Origin of the sequence: Nonomuraea sp. C10, assembly GCF_008017515.1 — a bacterium.
GTDB lineage: Bacteria > Actinomycetota > Actinomycetes > Streptosporangiales > Streptosporangiaceae > Nonomuraea > Nonomuraea ferruginea.
In genome coordinates this window covers 3652317-3672000 of sequence record NZ_VPFF01000001.1, presented here as the reverse complement: position 1 = coordinate 3672000, position 19684 = coordinate 3652317, and the positions used below count along the sequence as shown (strand labels likewise).

Below are 19684 nucleotides of genomic sequence, written 5' to 3'. Positions count from 1 at the left end.
TCACGTGCCCGGGGCGTCGTCGAGCAGCCGGCGCGCCCGCTCCAGCGAGAGCCCGCCACCGGCGGCGAACAGGGCGGCGAAGCCGGGCTCCGCGGCCTCGACCCCGCCGGTGATCCTCGCCAGCTCGTCGCGCTCGGAGTCGGACAGCGGCTGCCCGGATTCCCGCCACGCGGCCGCGGCGGCGCCGAGCGACCGCGCGGCCACGCCGGGCCGCCCGTCGGCCGCCGCCGCGGCGGCCATGCCCGCGATCGCCCAGGCCATGCCGCGGGCCGAGCCCTGGTCGCGATACGCGTCGAAGCCTTGCCGGAGCCAGGGGAGCGCGGCGGCGTGCTCGCCCCGCTCGCCGGCCAGCAGCCCCATCTCGACCAGCACCATCGACAGGTACGGCGGGTCGCCGTCTCCGGCCTGCCGGTCGCGGGCCTCGGCCAGCAGCCCGCGCAGGTGCTCCTCGGCGAGGTCGAGCCGGCCCGCCCGGCGGGCGGCGAAGGCCAGGCCGATGGTGGCGAACACCTCACCCGAGCGCTGACCCAGCTCCGCGGCCAGCCGCTTGGCCTGCTCGGCGTGGCGGAGAGCACGCAGTGGGTCCCCGGTCTGGACGTGGACCCAGGCCAGCCAGGCCTGCCGACCGGCCACGTCGGACCACAGCCCCAGGTCCTCGGCCATCCGCAGGTCGTCCTCCGCCAGCCGGGCCGCCTCCGCCCAGTCGCCCGTCAGGTCGGCCAGGCCGATCAGCCAGTCGCGGGCCTGGAGCACCCCCCAGTCGTCACCCAGGTCGCCGAACAGGGCCGCGCCGCGCCGGGCGTCGTGCTCCAGCGCGCCCTGGTCGCCGTGCAGGTGCGCGAGCATCGCGCGGGTGCTCAGCACCGCTGCCTCGCCCCACCGGTCGCCGGTCGCCCGGAACGTGTCCAGCGCCGGCTCCAGCAGCTCGCCGGTGGTCTTCTCGTCCCCGAAGTCGATGATGGACGCGGCCAGGAACCAGGCGGCGTGCGCCCGTCCGGCCTGGTCGGTCTCGGGGAACCCGCGCAGCGTCTCCGTCACCCGCTCCGGCCCGGCCTGTCCCAGGCGGATCGAGAGACCCAGGTGCCAGGTCCCGGCCCGGGCCCGGAGCTCCGGGGGAGCGTCGCCCGCCACGGCCAGCGCCGCCTCCAGGGCCCGGCGCGCCTCCGCGAACCGGCCCCGCAGGAACCAGTACCAGACCAGAGCGGTGGTGAGCCGCAGCGCCGGCTCGGCCGCGCCCTCGTGCCGGAAGGTCTCCAGGGCCGCCCGCATGTTCGCGGCCTCGGCGTCCAGCCGGCGCAGCCACTCCCGCTGGCCCGGCCCGCGCAGCCGGGGTCCGGCCTCTTCGGCCAGCGCCAGGTAGTGGCCGGCGTGCCGGCGCCGCAGCTCCGCCTCCTCGCCGCTGCGGCCCAGCTGGTCCAGGCAGTAGGCGGAGACCGACTCCAGCAGCCGGAACCGGGGCCCTTCCCCGCGCGTCACCAGCGAGCGGTCCACCAGCCCCGCCACCAGATCCAGCACCTCGCCGCCGGAGACCACGCCGCCGCGGCACACCGCCTCGGCCGCGGCCAGCGTGCACCCGCCCGGGTGGACGGCCAGCCGGCGCAGCACGGCCTGCTCGGGCTCGGTCAGCAGCCTCCAGCTCCAGTCGATCACCGCCGCGAGGGTGCGCTGCCTGGCCGGCGCGTCGCGCGGCCCGGAGCCGAGCAGCCCGAACCGGTCCCCTGGCACGCGCAGGCGCGCCGCCAGCTCCCGCACGCCGAGCGCCGGAGCCCGGGTGGCGGCCAGCTCCAGCGCCAGCGGGATGCCGTCCAGCCGCCGGCACACCTCGGCCACCCCCGCGACGGTGTCCGGCTCCGGGGCCAGCCCGGCCCGCGCCAGGAACAGGCGTACGGCGGGCGAGTCCGCCAGCCGGGCGGGGTCGTCGCTGTCGGGCACGTCCAGCGGCGGCAGATCCCGGCGGACCTCGCCGCGCAGCCGCAGCGGCTCCCGGCTGGTGGCCAGCACCCGCAGCTCCGGCACGGCCGGCAGCAACGCCCCCACCAGCTCGGCCACGGGGTCGATGACATGCTCGCAGTTGTCGAGGACCAGCAGCGTCCGCCGCCCGCGCAGGGCGCCCGCCAGCCGCTCGCCCGCCGGGCCCGGATCGCCGGGCGCGTCGGGGATGGACAGGACCGACAGGACCAGCTCCGCCGGGTCGCCCCGCCCGTCCCAGGCGGTCAGGTCAACCAGCCACACGCCTTCCGGGAACGTCTCGACCAGGGCGCGCGCGACGGCGAGCGCCACGCTGGTCTTGCCGACCCCGCCGGGGCCGGTGAGCGTGACCAGCCGGCCTGCGGTCAGCGACTCCCGCACCCGCCGCACGGCTGGGTCGCGGCCGACCAGCTCCGACACCGGCGCAGGGAGATTGGTCGTCGGCCTGGTCGACCGCGGTGCCGGTACGGGGGCGTCCTCCGCCGGGTCACCGGTGAGGATGGCCCGCTGCAACGCCACCAGCTCGGGGCCCGGCTCCAGGCCCAGCTCGCCGGCGAGCGCGCGCCGCAGCTCCTGGAAGCTGTCGAGCGCCTCGCCCGCGCGGCCGGCCCGGTAGAGGGCGCGCATGTGGGCCGCCCGCAGCCGCTCCCGGTAGGGATGCCCGGCGACCTGCTCGCCCAGCCCGCCGACCAGGTCGCCGTGCTCACCCAGCTCCAGCCGGGCTTCCGCCCAGGACTCCAGCGTGGCCAGCCGCTGCTCCTCCCATCTGGCCACGGCCACCCGGGCGAACTCCTCGTCGGCGAAGTCGGCCAGCGCGGGGCCGCGCCACAGCTCCAGCGCCTCGGCCAGCAGGCCCGCCCGCACCCGTGGATCGCCGGAAGTCCGCGCCTGCCCGGTCAGGGCCGCGAACCGCGCCGCGTCCACTGCGCCGGGCCCGGCGCGCAACGCGTACCCGGGAGGCTGCGACACCACCAGATTCCGGCCGTCAGGCTCCGCCCCGGCCAGGGCCCGGCGCAGCTGGGACACCCGGACGTGGAGGGCGGCCGTGGGATCGGCCGGTGCCGCCCCGCCCCACAGGTCCTCGACCAGCCGGTCCGCCGACACCGGACGTCCCTCGTGCACCAGCAGGTCGGCCAGCAGGGCCCGCACCATGCGCCCCCGGATCGAGACGGGCTCGCCGCGATCGGTCCACACGGCCAGCGGCCCCAGCACCCCGAATCGCATGACGACCTCCCGCCGCGGAAACCCCGCCGCGCAAGCTACCAGCCGCCGGCGAGGCACGCGCGCCGCGCCGGTGGCTGGTCAGCGGGTGGTGATGCCGATGCCCAGCGCGCGGACAGCGGCGCGGTGGCCAGGATCGCGATGACGGTGAGGACGCCGAAGGATCCACAGGAAGCCGAGCGCGATGGAGTCGGGGATCGCCAGGATCGCGAAGTACGGGATGCGCGCCCATGCTCCTAGCGCACCACCGCGGTGGCCGGCTGGCTGTGGGACCGCGGGTCGGCGAACGGGGCCCGGCCTGAGGGCGAGACCTGCGGATGACCTCGTCGCGACCTGGTGACGATGTGCGGGAGGCCGCCGCGGCGGCAGATTGAGCCGGGTGAACACCTCTCAACCGCGAAGGCGCCGTCCGGCGGTGTCTGTCCTGATCATCGCTGTCTGGTCGGTGAGCTATCTGGCCCTCGGCCTCCTCTGGGCGCTCGGCGGGCCCGGGTACCCCTTCGACGCCGGGCGTCCCGGCCCGGGCAACACCCTGCTCGACCCGCTCGCGCCCGCGGTCGGCGGGAGCGTGCTGACGGTGTCGGCGCTGGTGGCGGGCGGCGTCGCCGTGCTCGCCGTCAGGGGCCGGCTCACCCGGGCCGCCGCTGTCGTGGCCGTCGTGGCCGGAGCCGGCCTGGCGGTGCTCCTGCCGGACGTGCGCATCATGATGACGGCCGGGTACCTGCCCGTGATGCTCGTCGCCGTGCTCGCCGGCCAGGCCGAGTTCTCGCTGATCAAGTCCATGCTGACCTGGCCGAGCCTCAACCTGCTGATCCTGGCGGCGGCCGGCGTCAGCCTCATGGTCCTGGGGACGCGGGCGCTGCTCGCCGACCGGCCCGGCAGCGCCGCCGGCGCGCTCAGGGCCGGTCGGTACGCGGTCGCCGTCGCGGTCGCGGTCCCCGTCTTCTACGCCGTCACCCGCTTCGGTTGGCTGCTGGGGATCCCCGTCGGCATCAGCGACGAGTTCCTCGCGTACATCGACGAGATCACGCCGATCGGCGCCGGCCTCGCCGCCGTCGGGCTCCTCGGCGCGGTCCTCACCCTCGGCCTGGTGCGGCCGTGGGGGGAGGTATGGCCGCGCTGGGTGCCGTTCCTGCGCGGGCGGCCCGTCCCGGCGCGCCTGCCCGCCTGCGCGGCGCTGGCCGTCTCCCTGCCCATCACGTCCGCCGGGCTGATGTACGTACGCAAGAAACTCGGTGGCGAGCGGCTCGGCCCGGCCGGGGCGGGCGACGAGCTGGGCGCCTGGCTGCCGGAGATGCTGTGGCCGCTGTGGGGCGCGGCCCTGGCGGTGGCCGCCCTGGCGTACCTCAGCCGCCGGAACGCCGCGCACGGTCGCCGACCATAATGGCGGGTGTGAAAGAGTCCCCGTCTCCGGCCGAGGCCGCGGTGGACTCGTTTCTCCGCCGGCACCAGGTGAGCGGCGACGCCGTGCTCGCCGTCCTGCTCGCCGTGCCCCTCGGCCTGGTCTCGTTCGGCCTTCTCAGAGCCTCCGGCAGCCCGCTTTCCCTGCGCCTGTTCGCGGGGGCGGGGCTGCTGGTGCTGCACGGCTGCGTGGTCGCGCGCCGCCTGCGCCCGCTGACGGCGTACGGCCTGGCCGCCGCGGCGATGCTGCTGCTGGTGCTGCTGCCGCCCCTGCACGACCCGTCCGGCGTCTATTACCCGGCGGTGCTGCTGCCGAGCTCGCTGGTGTTCGGGCTGCTGCTCTACACGGTGTCCAGCAGGCTGGACCTGCTGCCCGGGCTGGCCTGCCTGGCCGTCGCCCTGACCGGGGTGGTCCTGGTCCTGGCGCGGTTCTGGGACCCGGCCTCGTGGGGAGGCTCGTCGGGCGGCTACGACCTGGTCGCCTGGCGGATCGGGCTGTCGGCCGGCCTGGTCGCCGTGACGGCGTGCCTGTGGTCGCTGGGCCGCCTCAGCCGGGTCCGGGCGTTGTTCCTGGCCGAGCTCAGGGCGAAGGCCGAACGCGCCGAGACCGACCGCGCGCGCGAGCGGGCCGAGGCGGCGCGGGCGGAGCGCGACCGGATCAGCCGCGAGATGCACGACGTGGTGTCGCACTCGCTCGCCGTCATGGTCAGCCAGGCCGAGGGAGGCAGGCTGTCCGGCCCGGGCTCGCCCGGCGCGGCCGTGTTCGCCACCATCGCCGGCGTCGGGCGCGACGCCCTGCGCGACATGCGCGGCCTGCTGGGTGTGCTCCGCGCCGACGGGGGCACCGCTCCGCAGCCGGGTCTCGGCGACCTCTCCGACCTGCTCGACCACGTACGCACGACAGGCGTCCGCGTCGCCGTGCGGGAGGCCGGGGACGCCCGGCCGCTGCGCCCCGCCGTCGACCTGACCGCCTACCGCGTCATCCAGGAAGGGCTGACCAACGTCATCAAGCACGCGGGGCCGGTGGCCGCCGCCGACCTGACGCTCGCGTGGCGTCCGGACGGCCTGCACATCACCATCAGAGACGACGGCGCCGGGCCGGCGGGAGCGGAGGCGGGCGTCGGGCTGGCCGGGATGCGCGAACGCCTCAGCATGGTGGGAGGCACCCTGGAGGCCGGCGGGCGCCCCGGGGCCGGCTTCGAACTGTCGGCCGCCGTGCCCTACGAGCCGAGGAGCCTGCCATCATCAGGATCATGATCGTCGACGACCAGGAGCTGCTGCGCAACGGCCTGGCCATGGTCGTCAGGTCCCAGCCCGACATGGAGGTCGCCGCCGAGGCCGGCGACGGGCTGGAGGCCCTGGAGACACTGGAGGCACTGAAGGGGCTGGAGTCGCGGCGCGTCGACGTGGTGGTGATGGACATCCGCATGCCCCGGATGGACGGCGTCGCCGCGACCCGGGAGATCCAGCGGCTGGACGACCCGCCCAAGGTGCTGGCGCTGACGACGTTCGACCTCGACGAGCACGCCCTGGCCGCGCTGCGGGCCGGCGCGAGCGGGTTCATGCTGAAGGACGCGCCGGGGGAGGAGATCATCGCCGCGATCCGGCACGTGCACCGGGGCGACTCGATCATCGCGCCCTCCACGACGCGGCGTCTCGTCCGGCAGCTCGTGACGAAGCCGGGCACCGACCCGGAGGCCGTGCTCGGGGCGCTCACGCAGCGTGAGCGCGAGGTCTTCCGCGGCCTGGCCAGGGGCGCCTCCAACGCCGAGATCGGGGCCGAGCTGTTCCTGTCGGAGGCCACGGTCAAGACGCACGTCGGGCGCATCCTGACGAAGTTCGGGCTGCGCGACCGCGTCCAGGCGGTGGTGCTGGCCTACGAGTCCGGTGTCGTCACCCCGGGTGAGGGCTGACCGGCGGGTGACGCTGGGGAGGCACCGTTCCCGACCCTGAGCAGATGGTGACGATGGTCCCGCCGTCGCGGGACCTCCTTCTCTGGTTACGCGGTCGTGCCGGGTGTGGCCTGGAGACGTGGGACACGGAAGGAGGCCGCCATGAACCTGCCTGAGCGGAGAGATGTCAGGTTCCCGTTCCCGGAGTTGCTGGAGTGGGTGGAGAACCCGATGTTCGGGTTCCGCCCGTTCGGTCAGCTCGTCCGGGTCGAGGACTACATCGCCGATGATCGGTACGTGCTGCGGGCCGAACTCCCCGGGGTCGACCCCGAGGAGGACATCGAGGTCACCGTGGACGGCGGCATGCTGCACATCCGCGCTGAGAAGACCCACCGGGCCACCGAGCCGCACCGCTCCGAGTTCGCCTACGGGGCGCTCTCGCGGACGGTGACGCTGCCCGCCACGGCCAGGACCGACGACGTCAAGGCCGTCTACAAGGACGGGGTCCTGGAGATCAGCGTGGGGCTGGAGGAGGAGAAGAAGGCCGAGGGCCGGCGGATCGCCGTCGAGCACTGACGCCACGACCGGGCGCGGACGGGGATGTCCCCCGCCCGCGCCCTTCGCGCGCCGCCTCGCGGCAGCGGTCCGCCGGGGGAGTGGTGACGGGACGAAGGTCCTCGTGCCGGGAGTCGTACGGCACTGCTCCTGAGACCGCGCATGCGGTGTGCTGTGGGTGACACGGAAACGGCGATCACCCTTCGGAAGGGGGCCATCATGGACGCCACCGTCAGCAGGCCCGTCAGGGAAACCGGCGCCGCGCAGGCGCGACGCCCGGTCGACTACGTCTGGGCGGTCGCCCGGATCTCGATCGGCTGGGTCTTCCTGTGGGCGTTCCTGGACAAGACCTTCGGGTGGGGGTTCGCCACTCCGGCCGACCGGGCCTGGATCTCGGGCGGCAGCCCGACGACCGGGTTCCTCAAGGGCACGGGTGAGAACGCGCTCGGCGGCCTCTTCTCGGGCCTGGCCGGTCAGGCGTGGGTGGACTGGCTCTTCATGGCCGGTCTGCTCGGCGTCGGCCTGGCGCTGGTCCTCGGGGTCGGCACGCGGATCGCGGCGGGCGCCGGCACCGCGATGCTGGTGCTCATGTGGGCGGCGGAGCTGCCCCTGGCCAACAACCCGTTCATGGACGATCACATCATCTACTCGATCGTCCTCGTCGGTCTCGCGCTCGCCGAAGCCGGACGCACCTGGGGGCTGGGCAACCTGCCGATCGTGCGGCGCACCGCCTGGCTGAAGTAGCGCGACCGATCCCGCGCCCACCTCCGGCAGCCGGAGGTGGGCGCCGGCATGCCCGGCTGGAAGACCCTGGTCAGGAGGACGAAAGCCTCTCGTTGAGGTGCCGTCACCGGGGGGACGATGGTTACATGAACCAGATCCTGCTCGGCTACGACGGCTCGGACTTCTCCGTGCAGGCGCTCGACTGGGCCCTGGACGAGGCCGAGCTCAGAAAACTGCCGCTGACCGTCGCCCACGCCTGGCAGTGGCCCTACGGCCAGGCGGCGGAGGAGGCCAAGGCCCACCTGCGCAAGGCGGCCGAGCACGTGCTGTGGCACGGCGCCGACTGCGCCCGCCAGACCAGCTCGGGCGTACGCGTCGAGACGGACCTCCACGAGGGATCCGCCGCCGAACGCCTCGTCGAGCTCTCCGAGGACGCCGCGCTCGTCGTGGTCGGATCGCGCGGGCTCAACACGCTGTCGAGAGCCGTCGTGGGCTCGGTGGCCGAGTACGTCGCCGTCCACGCCGCTTGCCCCGTGGTCGTCGTACGGGGGCCGGGACCGTTGCCCGTGACGACGAACCCCGGCCCGATCGTCGTCGCCGACCCGGCGCCGGACGCGGCCGTCCTGGAGTTCGCGGTCGAGGAGGCCGCGCTGCGCCAGTTGCCGCTCGCCGCCTCGGCGGACCTCGCCGAGCAGGCCGCGCGCCACCCGGGCGTGCGCACCGAGCCGCTCGCCGCCGGCGCGTCCGCCTCTCTCGTGGTCGCCGGCCGCGAGCACGCCACGCGCGCCGGTGTGGCGGGCGTGTTCCAGGGGCGCGTCCCGTGCCCCGTGGCGGTGGTGGGCGGCCGGAAGCCGGTCAGCGGGTCATGATGCTGATGCCGAGCATGCGGGCGCCGGTCTCGGTGCGCGGACGGTGCGTGCTTCCGGGCGCGAACACCACGTAGCTGCCCGGCCCGAGCCGCCGCCCCCGGTCGACGAACTCTCCGGAGATCACGTAATAGCGTTCCTCACCGTCGTGGACGTCGTCCTCCGGCCACTCCGTCCCCGGGGCGAAGTCGTACATCCACCCGCGCGCCCACTCCGTGGCGGGCAGGCGCCGCCGGATGATCCCGGGGACCACCTCGACCGGTTCGACCTCGTCCACGTGCAGGACCTGAACATCATCGGGCTCTCGCGTCATGGGACCCATCGTCGCGACGACGGGCCCCCGTGGCCCAGTGTCTGGAATGACGCCTTCGGGTACTTTTCTGCCATGAGTGTTCACCGGGTGGCCGCCCTGGTGCTGCCGCCGCAGTCCACGTTCGAGCTGGCCTGCGCCGCCGAGGTCTTCGGCATGAGCCGCCCCGGGCTGCCCGCCCGCTACGCGTTCGCCGTGTGCGGGGAGCGGCCGGGCGCGGTCCCGACCCTGGCGGGCTACGACATGGTCGTACGCCTGGGGCTGGCCGCGCTGGAGACCGCGGACACGGTGGTCGTCCCCGGCTGGCAGGACCGCGAGCGCCCCGCGCCGCCCGCCGTGATCGACGCGCTGCGGCGGGCGCACCGGCGCGGCGCCCGCATCGTCGCGATCTGCTCCGGCGCGTTCCTCCTGGCCCAGGCGGGGCTGCTCGACCACCGCAGGGCCACCACCCACTGGCGGATGGCCGCCGACCTCGCCGCGCGCTTCCCCGATGTCCAGGTCGAGCCCGACACGCTCTACATCGACCTGGGCGACGTCGCCACCAGCGCCGGCACCGCCGCGGGCATCGACCTGTGCCTGCACCTGGCCCGCGCCGACCACGGCGCCGCGCACGCCGCCAGGATCGCCCGGCACATGGTCATGCCGCCGCACCGTGAGGGCGGCCAGCTCCAGTACGCCGCCCAGGACCGCGACGGCCACCCGCCGGAGTCGCTCGCCCTCGTCCTCGACTGGGCGCTCGAACGGCTGCACGAGCCGCTCGGCGTCGGCGACCTCGCCGCCCAGGCCGGCATCTCCCCCCGGACCCTCGCCCGCCGGTTCGCCGAGCAGCTCGGCGTCACCCCCGGCCGCTGGCTGCTCCAGCAGCGCGTCGCGGCGGCCCGGACCCTCCTGGAGGAGACGGACCTCCCCGTGGAGACGATCGCGACCAGGGTCGGCCTGTCGTCGGCCGCCAACCTCCGCAGACGCTTCCACACCCTGGTGCGTACGACTCCCGCCGCCTACCGCCGATCCTTCGCGCCGTGCGGAGATCGCTGAAAACCGGTGGACGGCGTCGTTAGTGTGGCTCGCATGACTGTCGTGGACGTCGACCGGTTCGTGACCGAAGGATTCGCCAAGCTGGAGGCGGCCGTGCCCCGTGAGGTCGCGGACGCGGCCAGTGCGCAGGTGTGGCAGCAGATCGGGCTCTCGCCCGACGACCCCGCCGGCTGGCGGGAGCCGGTGGTGTGGACCGCCGACATGACCGGCCATGGCGCCTTCGGTGAGCTGGCGCGCAGCCCGCGGCTGCGCGAGGCGCTCGACGAGATCGCCGGGCCCGGTGGATGGGTGCCGCGCGCCGCCCTCGGCAACATGCCGATCCGCTTCCCCGGCAAGGCGCCGGTCGACGACCGGGGCTGGCACATCGACGCCTCGGTGGCCAGGCCCGACGGCTCGTGGGCCGTGTCGGGCCGGCCGGAGACGATGCTGCTGCTCGTGCTGCTGTCGGAGGTGGGCGACGACGACGCGCCGACCCGCGTCCGGGTGGGCTCGCACCGCGACGCCGCCGAGGCGCTGGGCGAGCGGGTGCTCGACCCGTTCGAGGCCGGGCCGCTGCTCGACGCCGCCTCCAAGGACCGCCCGGTGGCCCACGCGACCGGCCTGCCCGGCGACATGTACCTCCTGCACCCGCTGACCGTGCACGCCGCCGACGAGCACCGCGGCACCCGGCCGCGTTTCATGTCCCAGGGGCCGGTGTTCCTGAAGCAGCCGGTCGCCCCGGGAGAGGGCAACGCCCTGGCCCGCGCCCTGCTCTCCTGACTACCGGGCCGAGTAGCGTCCGGGCGTGCAGCCGTACTCCTTCACGAAGGCCGTGATGAACGCCGAAGGGCTGGAGTAGCCGACCCGGCGGGCGACCTCCGACACCGGCCGGGTCTCCAGCAGCGCGCGCGAGGTGCGCAGCCGCAGCTTGGTGCGCACCCGCGAGTAGGGCATGCCGAACTCGCGCTCGAAGTCGCGCTGCAGCGTCTTGACGCTGACATGCAGCCGCTCGGCCCACTCGTCGAGGCGGACGCTCTCGCCGGGGTTGTGCGACAGCTCGCGCACGACCGCCAGCGCGAAGCCGGTGCCCGAGCCGGGATGCCCGGCGGGCTCCGCGCCCGCCGGGGCGACCCCGGCCATGATGCGGGCACGCGCCTCCAGGGCGGCGGCCTCGTCGTGACCGGGACGCGCGATGGCCTCGATCAGCCGGGCCGCCTCGGGGGCGACGGAGACCGCTCCGGCCCGCAGCCCGCCGAGCGCCGCGGGGACCTCGCGCAGGCAGATCCGGTAGACCGTCTGCCGGTCGGCCGCGCGCACCTCGTGGGTGACCGCGCGGTGCGCCCAGAACGCCTCACGCGGGCCCACGAACTGCGCCTGCGCTCCGTGCCTGGCCGACAGCATGCCGTCGGGCGACCAGTAGAGCTGGTGGAGGAAGTCCTCGCGGCTCTCGCCGAACTCCAGCACGGTCGCCGACCGGTACTTGAGCACCAGGACGCCGGTGGGCCGGCCGAGACCGTAGCCGTACTCCTCGCACCGGAGCGGATCGGCGCCCGTCGGCCCCGCGAGGGACACGGTCTGACGTCTCAGCGACATCGGCTGACCTCCCGTCGACATCACAAGCAACTTAGGTAAGGGTAGCCTAACCATGCCTCGGCCAACTCGTGGCCTGGCCTTTCACCCTGTTCCGAGGAATGTTTCTGATGCGTTCTGCCCTGCCCTGGCGCACCGCCGGCGCCGTGGCCCTCGCGCTCGCCCTGGCGACCGGCTGCGGTACGGCCGAGTCCGGTGAGCCGCCCGCCGAGGCCGCCGCGACCCGGACCTTCACCGTCGACGACGGCGAGATCACCATCCCCGCCGACCCCAAGCGGGTCGTCGCGACCGGGTACGCGGTGCCCGTGCTGATCGAGGCCGATGCCGCCCTGGTCGGCATCTCCACGTGGAAGCGCGGCCTGCCGCTGATGTCCGAGGAGGACCTGGCGACGTACGACGGCCTGGAGAAGGTCGCGGGGGAGTCCGCCGCCGAGACCAACTACGAGGCCATCGCCAAGGTCAAGCCCGACCTGATCGTCATCGGCGTCCCCAAGCCGGTCCTCGCCGACGTGGACATCGAACGCCTCAAGTCGATCGCCCCGGTGGCCGTGATCGGCCCGACGGTGCCGTCGGCGTGGCGTGAGCTCTCGCGGCGCCAGTCCGACGCCGCGGGCCGCTCGGAGAACTTCGACGCCGCCAAGACCGCGTACGAGAAGAAGGCCGCCGAACTCACGGCCAAGTACAAGGACGCGGTGTCGGGCCTGAAGTTCGGCCATGTGGGCGCGTACGGGGACATCTCCGACGGCACGTTCCATCGTGAGTTCTCCGGGTCGTGGGGCCCGAACATCATCGAGGACGTCGGCGTCACCTACTACGGCGAGGTCAAGGAGAAGACCGGCGGTTCCGGCGACGTCTCGGAGTACCCCTCGATCGAGGAGCTGCCCAAGAGCCTCGGCGAGGCCGACGCCATCACCTACTCGGTCCAGGACGACGGCACGCCGAGCGAGGCCGTGAAGTACGTGCTCGACTCCGAGCTGTGGAAGGGCCTGCCCGCGGTCAAGGCCGGCAAGGTCTTCCCGATCCGCTACACCGAGGCCGCCACCTACGAGTCGGCGATGATGACCCTGGACGCCGTCGACGAGGCGCTCGCGCCGCTGCTCGCCTCATGAGGATGGAGCGCCACAACCCGCGTGAACGGGTCGCCGAGCACCACGTCAACGGCAACGGCGTCGCCCGCGTCGGCTACCCGATCGGCATCCGCACGGCCCCGGTCGCCGCCCGCGAGCTGATCACCCCGCGCATGCTGCGGCTCACGCTCAGGGGCCCGGAGCTGGAGGGGTTCCACAGCTACCAGGCCGACGACCACGTGAAGATCGTCTTCCCGGACGCGGACGGCACCCTGCGCCTCCCCGTGCCGAATGACGAGCAGATGCTCGACTGGCCCGACCCCTCGCCCACCACGCGCACGTACACCATCCGGCGGTACGACGCCGACTCCCGCGAGATCGACCTCGACATCGTGCTGCACGACGGCGGCGTGGCGGCCACGTGGGCGGCCACCGTCCAGGTGGGCGACGAGGTGTCCATCGCCGGACCGCCCGGAGCCAAGGCGTTCCCGCACACGTACGGCCACTACGTGTTCGCGGTCGACGCGACCGCGCTGCCCGCGGCGGCGCGGTGGCTGGAGGAGTCGCCGCCCGGCGTGTCCGCGCACCTCGTGATCGAGACCGACGACCCCGCCGAGCACGCCTACCCGCTCGCCGAGCGCGACGGCGTGGAGGTGATCCGGCTCGTCCGCGAGAACGGGCACTCCTCGCTCGCCGGCACGGTCCAGTCCCTCACGCTGCCGCCCGTGCCGGTCTTCCTGTACGCGGCCGGCGAGGCGGGCGACATCAGGCCGCTGCGCCAGTGGAGCGCGGGCCGGCTCGACTCGCTGTTCACCGGCTACTGGAAGCGTGGAGTCGCGGGGCTTGAAGACTGATCGGCGACGGGCGGCCATCCTCGTGGCCGCCCTCGCGCTCCTGCTCGTCGTGGCGGGCGTGAGCGTGTCCGTCGGCGCCCAGGCCATCGCGCCCGCCGAGGTCTGGCGCGCCTTCACCGCCTACGCCGGGACCGGCGAGCACCAGATCGTGCGCGGGATCCGGGTCCCGCGCACGGTGCTCGGCATCTTCGTGGGCGCCGCCCTGGGCACCGCGGGCACGCTGGTCCAGACGCTGACCCGCAACCCGCTGGCCGAGCCGGGCATCCTCGGGGTGACCGCCGGCGCGGGGTTCGCGATCACCGTCGGCGCCGTGCTGGGCCTGGCCGGGAGCCCGGCCGGGCAGCTCGGGCTGGCCTTCGCGGGCGCCGTGCTGGCCTCGGTCGCCGTCTACGCCGTCGGCTCGACCTCGCCGCTGCGGCTGGTCCTGACCGGCGTGGCGCTCAGCTCCGTCCTCGCGGGCGTCTCGCTCGGCATGCGGCTGATGCTGCCCGACGTGTTCGACACGTTCCGGTTCTGGTCCGTCGGAGCTCTGGCCGGGCACGAGCAGCAGCCGCAGACGCTCGCGCTCTGGACGATCGCGGTGGCGCTCGCCTGCTCTGTGGCGATCACCAGGCCGCTGAACGCGATGGTCCTCGGCGACGACGTGGCCAGGGCGCTCGGCGGGCACCTCGCGCGCACCCGGTTCGGCGTGCTCGTGCTGGTCACCCTGCTCGCCGGCGCGGCCACGGCCGCCGCCGGGCCGATCGCGTTCCTCGGGCTGATGGTGCCGCACCTGGGCCGCCGGGCGGCGGGCGCGTCGATCCCGTGGCTGATGGCCTACACGATGCTGCTGGGGCCGATCCTGCTGCTGGTCTCCGACATCGCCGCCCGCGTGCTGCTCCCGACGGGGGAGGTGCCGGTGGCCGTGGTCACCGCGTTCCTCGGCGCGCCGGTGCTCATCTGGGCGGTACGACGGCGCGGGGCGGTGCGGTCATGACCGGTCATGTCGTGCTGCGTGCGGGCACGTACTCGATCAGGGTGGCGCGGCGGCCGCTGGTGGCGTCGCTCGCGCTCGTGGCGGCGGCGCTGGTGCTGGCGTTCACGGCGCTGTGCTTCGGCGCCTCGTGGTCGCGTCCCGGTGAGGTGCTCGCGGCGCTGGCCGGCCACGGCGACTCCGTCGTGGTGGTCCGCGACTGGCGGCTGCCCAGGGTCGCCGCCGCGCTGGTCTTCGGAGCCGCGCTCGGGCTGGCCGGGGCGATCTTCCAGAACCTCACCAGGAACGCCCTCGGCAGCCCGGACATCATCGGGCTCGACGCCGGCTCCTACACCGGCGCGCTGTTCGCCATCACCGTGCTGAGCGGCACCTCCGCGCAGCTCTCCGTCAGCTCCGTCGCGGGCGGCCTGGCCGCGGCGGCGGCCGTCTCCTTCCTGTCGCTGCGCTCCGGGCTCAGCGGCATGCGGCTGATCGTCATCGGCATCGCCATGAACGCCATGCTGACCGCGCTGAACTCCTGGATCGTGCTGCGGGCCGAGCTCGAGGTGGCCATGGCCGCGACCGGGTGGAGCGCGGGCTCGCTGAACGGGGTCGACTGGGCCGAGCTCGTCCTGCCGTTCCTGGTCATCGGCGCGCTGACGCTGCTGCTGGTGACGCTGTCGTCCGGGATGCGCCAGGCCGCGCTGGGCGACGATCTCGCGGTCGCGTCAGGGGTGCGGCTGAACCTGCTGCGGCTGCTGCTCGTGCTGGCCGGCGTCGGCTGCACGGCCACGGTGACGGCGGTCGCCGGGCCGATCGTGTTCATCGCGCTCGCCGCGCCGCAGATCGGCCGGCTGCTCGCCGGGACGGCGGGGGTGGCGCTGATGCCCGCCGCGCTGACCGGCGCGGTGCTGCTGCCGGCCGCGGACCTCGTGGCGCAGGCCGTGTTCGCCCCCATCTCGCTGCCGGTCGGGGTGGTCACGACGGTGATCGGCGGCGGCTACCTCATCTGGCTGCTCGTCAGGAGGGCCGGGCGGACGTGAAACCGGTGGCGCGGCGGAGAACTGGTGCACGCCGCGTCATCCTCCGGGCCGCTCCCCGCGGCCGGCCGGACCGTCAGGCGCCCCGCCCGTCCCTGGACCGGCACCGTCCACGCGCTGCTCCGCCACCTGGCCGAGACCGGGTTCACCGGCTGCCCGGGGCGCGGAACCCGCGTGGCCGGGGTGGCCGTGACCGTCGTGCCCTGGTCACCGACATCGGCTCGTGATGTGGACCTGGGATCTTTCCCGCATGAGTACGGTCGCGCGACGCGTGGCGAGCTGGCTGGGGCTGGCCGGCCACCTGGGCACGCTGGTGCCCTTCTACGTCTCCAGCGGTCTCATGGCCCCCCTCTGGGCGATCATCGTGCTGTTCGCGGTGTGGCTGGCCCTGCTGGTGGCCGCGGTCCAGGCGGTACGGGCCCGCTCCCCGTGGGGATTGCTGGTGCCGGTGGTCTCGCTGGCCTTCTGGTGGACCGCCATGTCCGCGGGCGGGACGTTCCTGGGCTGGACCCCCTGAGTACGCGGACGATGATCGTCCGAAATTAGGCGGGGCTCCGGCCGCAGCACTCTTGACACTCCGCGGGGCGGGACTTAGCGTCTCTTTGCAGACGCATTTCGTCCAAATTAAATCCCCAGCGTACCGCCACGAAACCAGCTCCATAGCTCATCGCTCCAGCTACCGGAAGACGCCTGCGGGCGGGGTGCCGGCGCCCTCGTCACGCATGCCTTTGGCACGGTCCATAAGACCTTCCGCCACGCCTGGAAACCGCCACGAGCCGGGCGCGTCTTCCGCCTCGCCTCCTGGCTGACGCCCGGGAGCCCCCCAACCCCCCGCCACACATCCCGCCCGCATGCCTTCCTGCCCTTCGGCGTGCGGCCGGCGACGTCACCGCAAGGAGCCCCGCATGGTCAGTGAGCGTGTTCCACCGCAGAGCGAACCAGGCAACCCCGACACCGCCACGGTGGCGGATCCGCCGAAGCACCGGCCGGTCGTGGCGTGGGTCATCACGCTCATGCTGCTCGGCTGCACCCTGATCAGCTATCTCGACAGGGCCATCCTGGGGCTGGTCGCGCAGCCCGCGATGGCGGACCTCGGCCTGACGGCCGCCGAGTTCGGGGCCATCAGCAGCGCGGCGAGCCTGCTCAGCCCGATCGCGGCACTGCTGTTCGCCTTCGTGGCCGACCGGCTGCCGCTCAAGAACACCCTCTTCACCCTCGTGCTCGTGTGGTCGCTGCTCCAGCTGCCCATCTTCTTCGCCGCCTCGGCCGGGCTGCTGCTGGTGACCAGGCTCATCCTCGGCGCGGCCGACGCCCCCGCGAACTCGCTGATGCACTCGATCGCCTACTCCTGGTGGCCCAACGAGCGGCGCGGCCTGCCGGCGGCCATCCTGACCACCGGGGCGTCGTTCGGCAAGCTGATCTTCGCCCCGGTCATCGTCGTCATCATCGCCGCGTTCAGCTGGGAAGCCGGCTTCCTGACCGTGGCGATCATGGGCTTCGTCTGGTGCATCGCCTGGGCGTTCGTCGGCAAGGTCGGCCCGTACGCCGACGACGTGACGCCCGCCAAGGCGGAGGCCGTCGCGGAGGGCCCCGCCGACCCCACGGTGGGCAGGCGCGCGCCGCTGCTGTCCATCCTGCTGACCGGCACCTTCATCGGCTACCTCGCCGTCTTCACCGCGGCCGGGATCCTCGTGGTCATCGTGCTCACCTGGCTCCCGTCGTACTTCCAGGAAGGGCTGGGCTTCTCCGCCGTCATGGCCGGGTCGCTGTTCGGGGTGCCGAGCATCATGTCGGTGGTGTTCCTGTTCCTGTACGGGCCGCTGGGCGACAAGGCGCTCAGCAGGGGCGTGCCGGCCCGGGTGGTCCGCGTGCTCATCGGTGGCGCGCTGGTGGCGGCCGGCGGCCTGTCGCTGCTGGCCCTGCCGCTGGTCTCCGGCGTCGCCGGGCCCATGGCGCTGCTCATGCTCGGCTACGGACTGGTCACCAGCATCTACGCCGTCGCCAACCCGACCCTCGCCCAGATCGTGCCGGCCGCGCAGCGCACCAGTGTCCTGACGATCGGTCTCGCCCTGAGCGGCCTGCTCTCGGTGGTCGGGCCGTGGCTGGCGGGCGTGGTGCTCGACGCCGCCAAGGCGTCGGGGGCCGGGGCCGACGGATATCTCGACGTGTTCATGATGGCGGGCGGCATCGCCATCGCCGGCGGCGCGCTCTTCGCGCTGCTGGCCAACCCCGAGCGGGACGCGCTGAAGGTGGAGGCGGCCCGCGCCGCGCTCGCCGCGCGCAACGCCGCGTGACAGCCGGAAGCCCGGCAGTCCGAGCGGGCTGCCGGGCTTCCGCTATGCCGGCGTGACGCGGAAGACCGGGTACCGCGCGGCGATCCGCTCGAACTCCTCCAGCGGCGCCTCCTGATCCACGGGGATGTGGGTGCGGCCTCCGGGCGAGACGGCCAGGTAGCGGCGCAGGACGGGCGCGCGCGACCCGGGCTCCACCTCCTCCAGGCGCACGGCCTCGGTGCGGCCGCGGCGCAGGTCCGCCCGGCCTCCGGCCGCGCGGACGTTGCGCACCCAGTTGGTGTCCTGGCCGAGCATCGCCACCAGGTAGCGCTCACCCCCGAGGTCCGCGACGACCAGCGGGAAGGAGACGTCACGGCCGGTGCGCCGGCCTTTCACCCGGAGGGTCACCATCCGGCCGGTCCCCAGGATCCCCGCCGCGAACACGGTGGCCCAGGCCCGGTTGATCGCCCGGGCCAGGCGGTTGGGGCGCCCGCCCCGATAGAGCCAGCGGTCGAGGCGATGCAGTCGTGTGGCCTTCATGACTCTCCTGTCCAGTGTTCATGTACAGCGTTCATGTCCAATGTTCATGAACACCGTACATGAACATTGGACAGGATAAGGTTGCCGGGTGACTCCGGAGAAGCTGACCCGCCAGGCCGTCGTCGAGCGGGCGATGAAGATCGCCGCCACCGACGGGCTCCAGGCGGTCACCATCCGCCGCCTCGCCGCCGACCTCGGCGTCACCCCGACGGCTCTCTACTGGCATGTCAAGAACAAGGACGAGCTGCTCTCCGCGCTCGCCGACCACCTGCTCGCGGCGCTCGTCGCCGAGGTGGACCCGGGCCGGCCCTGGCAGCAGCGGCTGCGCGCGCTGGTCACCGCGCTGGTCGAGCAGACCCGCGCGCACCCCTATCTCGCCGCCCTGCTGCCGGTGATCGACAAGGGCACGGCCGAGGCCTACCACCGCGCCACCGACACCGTGATCGGGTTGCTCACCGAGGCCGGGTTCACCCTCCCGCAGGCCGACCAGGTGGCCACCTACCTGCTCATGGGCGCCACGGCCATGGTGTCCTGCCAGCCCGGCGGCGCCGGCGGCGACGAGGAGGAGGCCGCGGAGCTCAGCCGGCGGCAGCGCCTCGACCTCGAACGCCTGCCTCCCCGCCGCTACCCTCACCTGGCCGCCTTCGCGGCGACCCTCACCGGCCCTCCCGACCTCGACGCCTACTACTCCTTCGGCGTCGACCTGCTGCTGTCCGCGGTGGAGGCCATGGCGCCGGCCGCCGATCGCTGAGCGATGATCACCGAATCTGGCACACTGGGAGCGTGAGCGCACGAGGCCGTCCACCGGACCCCGACCTCGAGACCCGCGTCCACGCCGCGGCCCTCGAACTCTACGGGGAGGTCGGCTGGGCGGGGTTCAGCTTCGACGTGCTGGCCCGCCGGGCCCATGTGGGCAAGGCGACGCTCTACGGCAGGTGGGGGAGCAAGGAGAAGCTGATCGTCGACGCCCTGGCCACGGGGCTTCCGCGCCATCCGGAGGAGAAGGTCTCCGGTTCGCTGCGGAACGACCTGATCCGGATGGCGGGCGAGATCCTCGACAGCTACCTGGAACCCCAGGGGCTGGTCTACCTGAGGGCCCAGATCGAGGCCAGGGTCTATCCCGAGCTGTTCGGGCAGGCGCTGGAGACGTTCCAGCGCGAGCGCATCAGGATCGGCCGCGCCATCGTGATCGGCGCCATCGAGCGCGGCGAGCTGCCGCCGGGCACGTCGCCCGCGCTCGTGCTGGACGCGGTCGCCGGCGTCCTGACCAACCGTTTCCTCTCGACGCCGATCAGCCAGACGGCTTCCCTGGCCGCGCGCAAGGACGCGTACGCCGAGGAGACCGTGGACTTCGTGCTCTCCGCCGTCCACTACCGCGCTCCGGGATCTTGACACCGCCCGGCACCCGCTTTAGCGTC

General features: G+C 73.9%; 20 protein-coding genes. 16 read left to right on the top strand and 4 right to left on the bottom strand.

The annotated features are described in order from the left end of the window. A complete protein-coding gene (locus FR742_RS16780) occupies positions 1–3192 on the bottom strand; it encodes a BTAD domain-containing putative transcriptional regulator (RefSeq protein WP_148031806.1) in 3192 nt (1063 codons plus the stop codon). 412 nt (positions 3193–3604) lie between these two features. On the opposite strand from FR742_RS16780, the gene FR742_RS44595 reads away from it, so the two are divergent. From FR742_RS44595 to FR742_RS16755, 6 genes are all read left to right on the top strand, one after another. Beyond that, complete coding sequence (locus FR742_RS44595) at positions 3605–4573, top strand: hypothetical protein (protein ID WP_187281179.1); 969 nt, start codon at positions 3605–3607, stop codon at positions 4571–4573. Positions 4574–4581: 8 nt separating this feature from the next. Next, entirely contained in the window at positions 4582–5847 is a 1266-nt protein-coding gene (locus FR742_RS44590; RefSeq protein WP_187281178.1) for a sensor histidine kinase, read from the top strand. After that, positions 5844–6503 carry a response regulator transcription factor gene (locus tag FR742_RS16770; protein WP_148031805.1) on the top strand — a complete coding sequence of 220 codons (660 nt, stop codon included), beginning with the start codon at positions 5844–5846 and terminating at the stop codon, positions 6501–6503. Before FR742_RS44590 ends, FR742_RS16770 begins: the two co-directional genes overlap by 4 nt. Before the next feature lie 141 nt (positions 6504–6644). Beyond that, positions 6645–7058: an Hsp20/alpha crystallin family protein gene (locus tag FR742_RS16765; RefSeq protein ID WP_148031804.1), complete on the top strand. Its 414-nt coding sequence runs from the start codon at positions 6645–6647 to the stop codon at positions 7056–7058. 198 nt (positions 7059–7256) lie between these two features. Next, the gene (locus FR742_RS16760) at positions 7257–7781 is read left to right on the top strand and encodes a DoxX family membrane protein (protein WP_148031803.1); all 525 of its coding nucleotides are present in this window, start codon (positions 7257–7259) and stop codon (positions 7779–7781) included. A 125-nt stretch (positions 7782–7906) separates the two neighbouring features. Beyond that, the gene (locus tag FR742_RS16755; protein ID WP_148031802.1) at positions 7907–8629 is read left to right on the top strand and encodes a universal stress protein; all 723 of its coding nucleotides are present in this window, start codon (positions 7907–7909) and stop codon (positions 8627–8629) included. Here FR742_RS16755 and FR742_RS16750 read toward each other — a convergent pair. Next, a complete protein-coding gene (locus FR742_RS16750; protein ID WP_148031801.1) occupies positions 8616–8939 on the bottom strand; it encodes a cupin domain-containing protein in 324 nt (107 codons plus the stop codon). The genes FR742_RS16755 and FR742_RS16750 overlap by 14 nt on opposite strands. 72 nt (positions 8940–9011) lie before the next feature. Between FR742_RS16750 and FR742_RS16745 the strand changes: the two genes are divergently transcribed. Both FR742_RS16745 and FR742_RS16740 read left to right on the top strand, forming a co-directional pair. Beyond that, entirely contained in the window at positions 9012–9971 is a 960-nt protein-coding gene (locus FR742_RS16745; RefSeq protein WP_148031800.1) for a helix-turn-helix domain-containing protein, read from the top strand. 33 nt (positions 9972–10004) lie between these two features. Next, positions 10005–10730 (top strand): phytanoyl-CoA dioxygenase family protein, encoded by a 726-nt coding sequence (locus FR742_RS16740; protein WP_148031799.1) that lies wholly within the window; start codon positions 10005–10007, stop codon positions 10728–10730. On the opposite strand, the gene FR742_RS16735 is transcribed toward FR742_RS16740, so the two are convergent. Beyond that, on the bottom strand, positions 10731–11543 hold the full coding sequence (locus FR742_RS16735; protein ID WP_148031798.1) for a helix-turn-helix transcriptional regulator: 813 nt from the start codon (positions 11541–11543) through the stop codon (positions 10731–10733). It lies immediately after the preceding gene. Between the two features lie 107 nt (positions 11544–11650). Between FR742_RS16735 and FR742_RS16730 the strand changes: the two genes are divergently transcribed. The 6 genes from FR742_RS16730 (at position 11651) to FR742_RS16705 (ending at position 17747) form a co-directional block, all read left to right on the top strand. Beyond that, complete coding sequence (locus tag FR742_RS16730; RefSeq protein WP_148031797.1) at positions 11651–12649, top strand: ABC transporter substrate-binding protein; 999 nt, start codon at positions 11651–11653, stop codon at positions 12647–12649. 2 nt (positions 12650–12651) lie between these two features. Further along, entirely contained in the window at positions 12652–13461 is an 810-nt protein-coding gene (locus FR742_RS16725; protein ID WP_261808575.1) for a siderophore-interacting protein, read from the top strand. After that, positions 13451–14437: an iron ABC transporter permease gene (locus tag FR742_RS16720; protein WP_148031795.1), complete on the top strand. Its 987-nt coding sequence runs from the start codon at positions 13451–13453 to the stop codon at positions 14435–14437. Before FR742_RS16725 ends, FR742_RS16720 begins: the two co-directional genes overlap by 11 nt. Beyond that, complete coding sequence (locus FR742_RS16715) at positions 14434–15456, top strand: iron chelate uptake ABC transporter family permease subunit (RefSeq protein WP_148031794.1); 1023 nt, start codon at positions 14434–14436, stop codon at positions 15454–15456. The genes FR742_RS16720 and FR742_RS16715 overlap by 4 nt, the downstream gene beginning before the upstream one ends. A 247-nt stretch (positions 15457–15703) precedes the next feature. Continuing rightward, complete coding sequence (locus FR742_RS16710; protein ID WP_219545885.1) at positions 15704–15970, top strand: hypothetical protein; 267 nt, start codon at positions 15704–15706, stop codon at positions 15968–15970. Between the two features lie 388 nt (positions 15971–16358). Beyond that, positions 16359–17747: an MFS transporter gene (locus tag FR742_RS16705; protein WP_148031793.1), complete on the top strand. Its 1389-nt coding sequence runs from the start codon at positions 16359–16361 to the stop codon at positions 17745–17747. A 42-nt stretch (positions 17748–17789) separates the two neighbouring features. Here FR742_RS16705 and FR742_RS16700 read toward each other — a convergent pair whose 3' ends face one another. After that, the gene (locus FR742_RS16700) at positions 17790–18266 is read right to left on the bottom strand and encodes a nitroreductase/quinone reductase family protein (protein WP_148031792.1); all 477 of its coding nucleotides are present in this window, start codon (positions 18264–18266) and stop codon (positions 17790–17792) included. Between the two features lie 88 nt (positions 18267–18354). Here FR742_RS16700 and FR742_RS16695 point away from each other — a divergent pair, with 88 nt between their 5' ends. Together FR742_RS16695 and FR742_RS44585 are read left to right on the top strand one after the other, a co-directional pair. After that, positions 18355–19017 (top strand): TetR family transcriptional regulator, encoded by a 663-nt coding sequence (locus FR742_RS16695; RefSeq protein ID WP_148031791.1) that lies wholly within the window; start codon positions 18355–18357, stop codon positions 19015–19017. A 32-nt stretch (positions 19018–19049) separates the two neighbouring features. Then, complete coding sequence (locus FR742_RS44585) at positions 19050–19658, top strand: TetR/AcrR family transcriptional regulator (protein WP_187281177.1); 609 nt, start codon at positions 19050–19052, stop codon at positions 19656–19658. Positions 19659–19684: the final 26 nt, after the last annotated feature.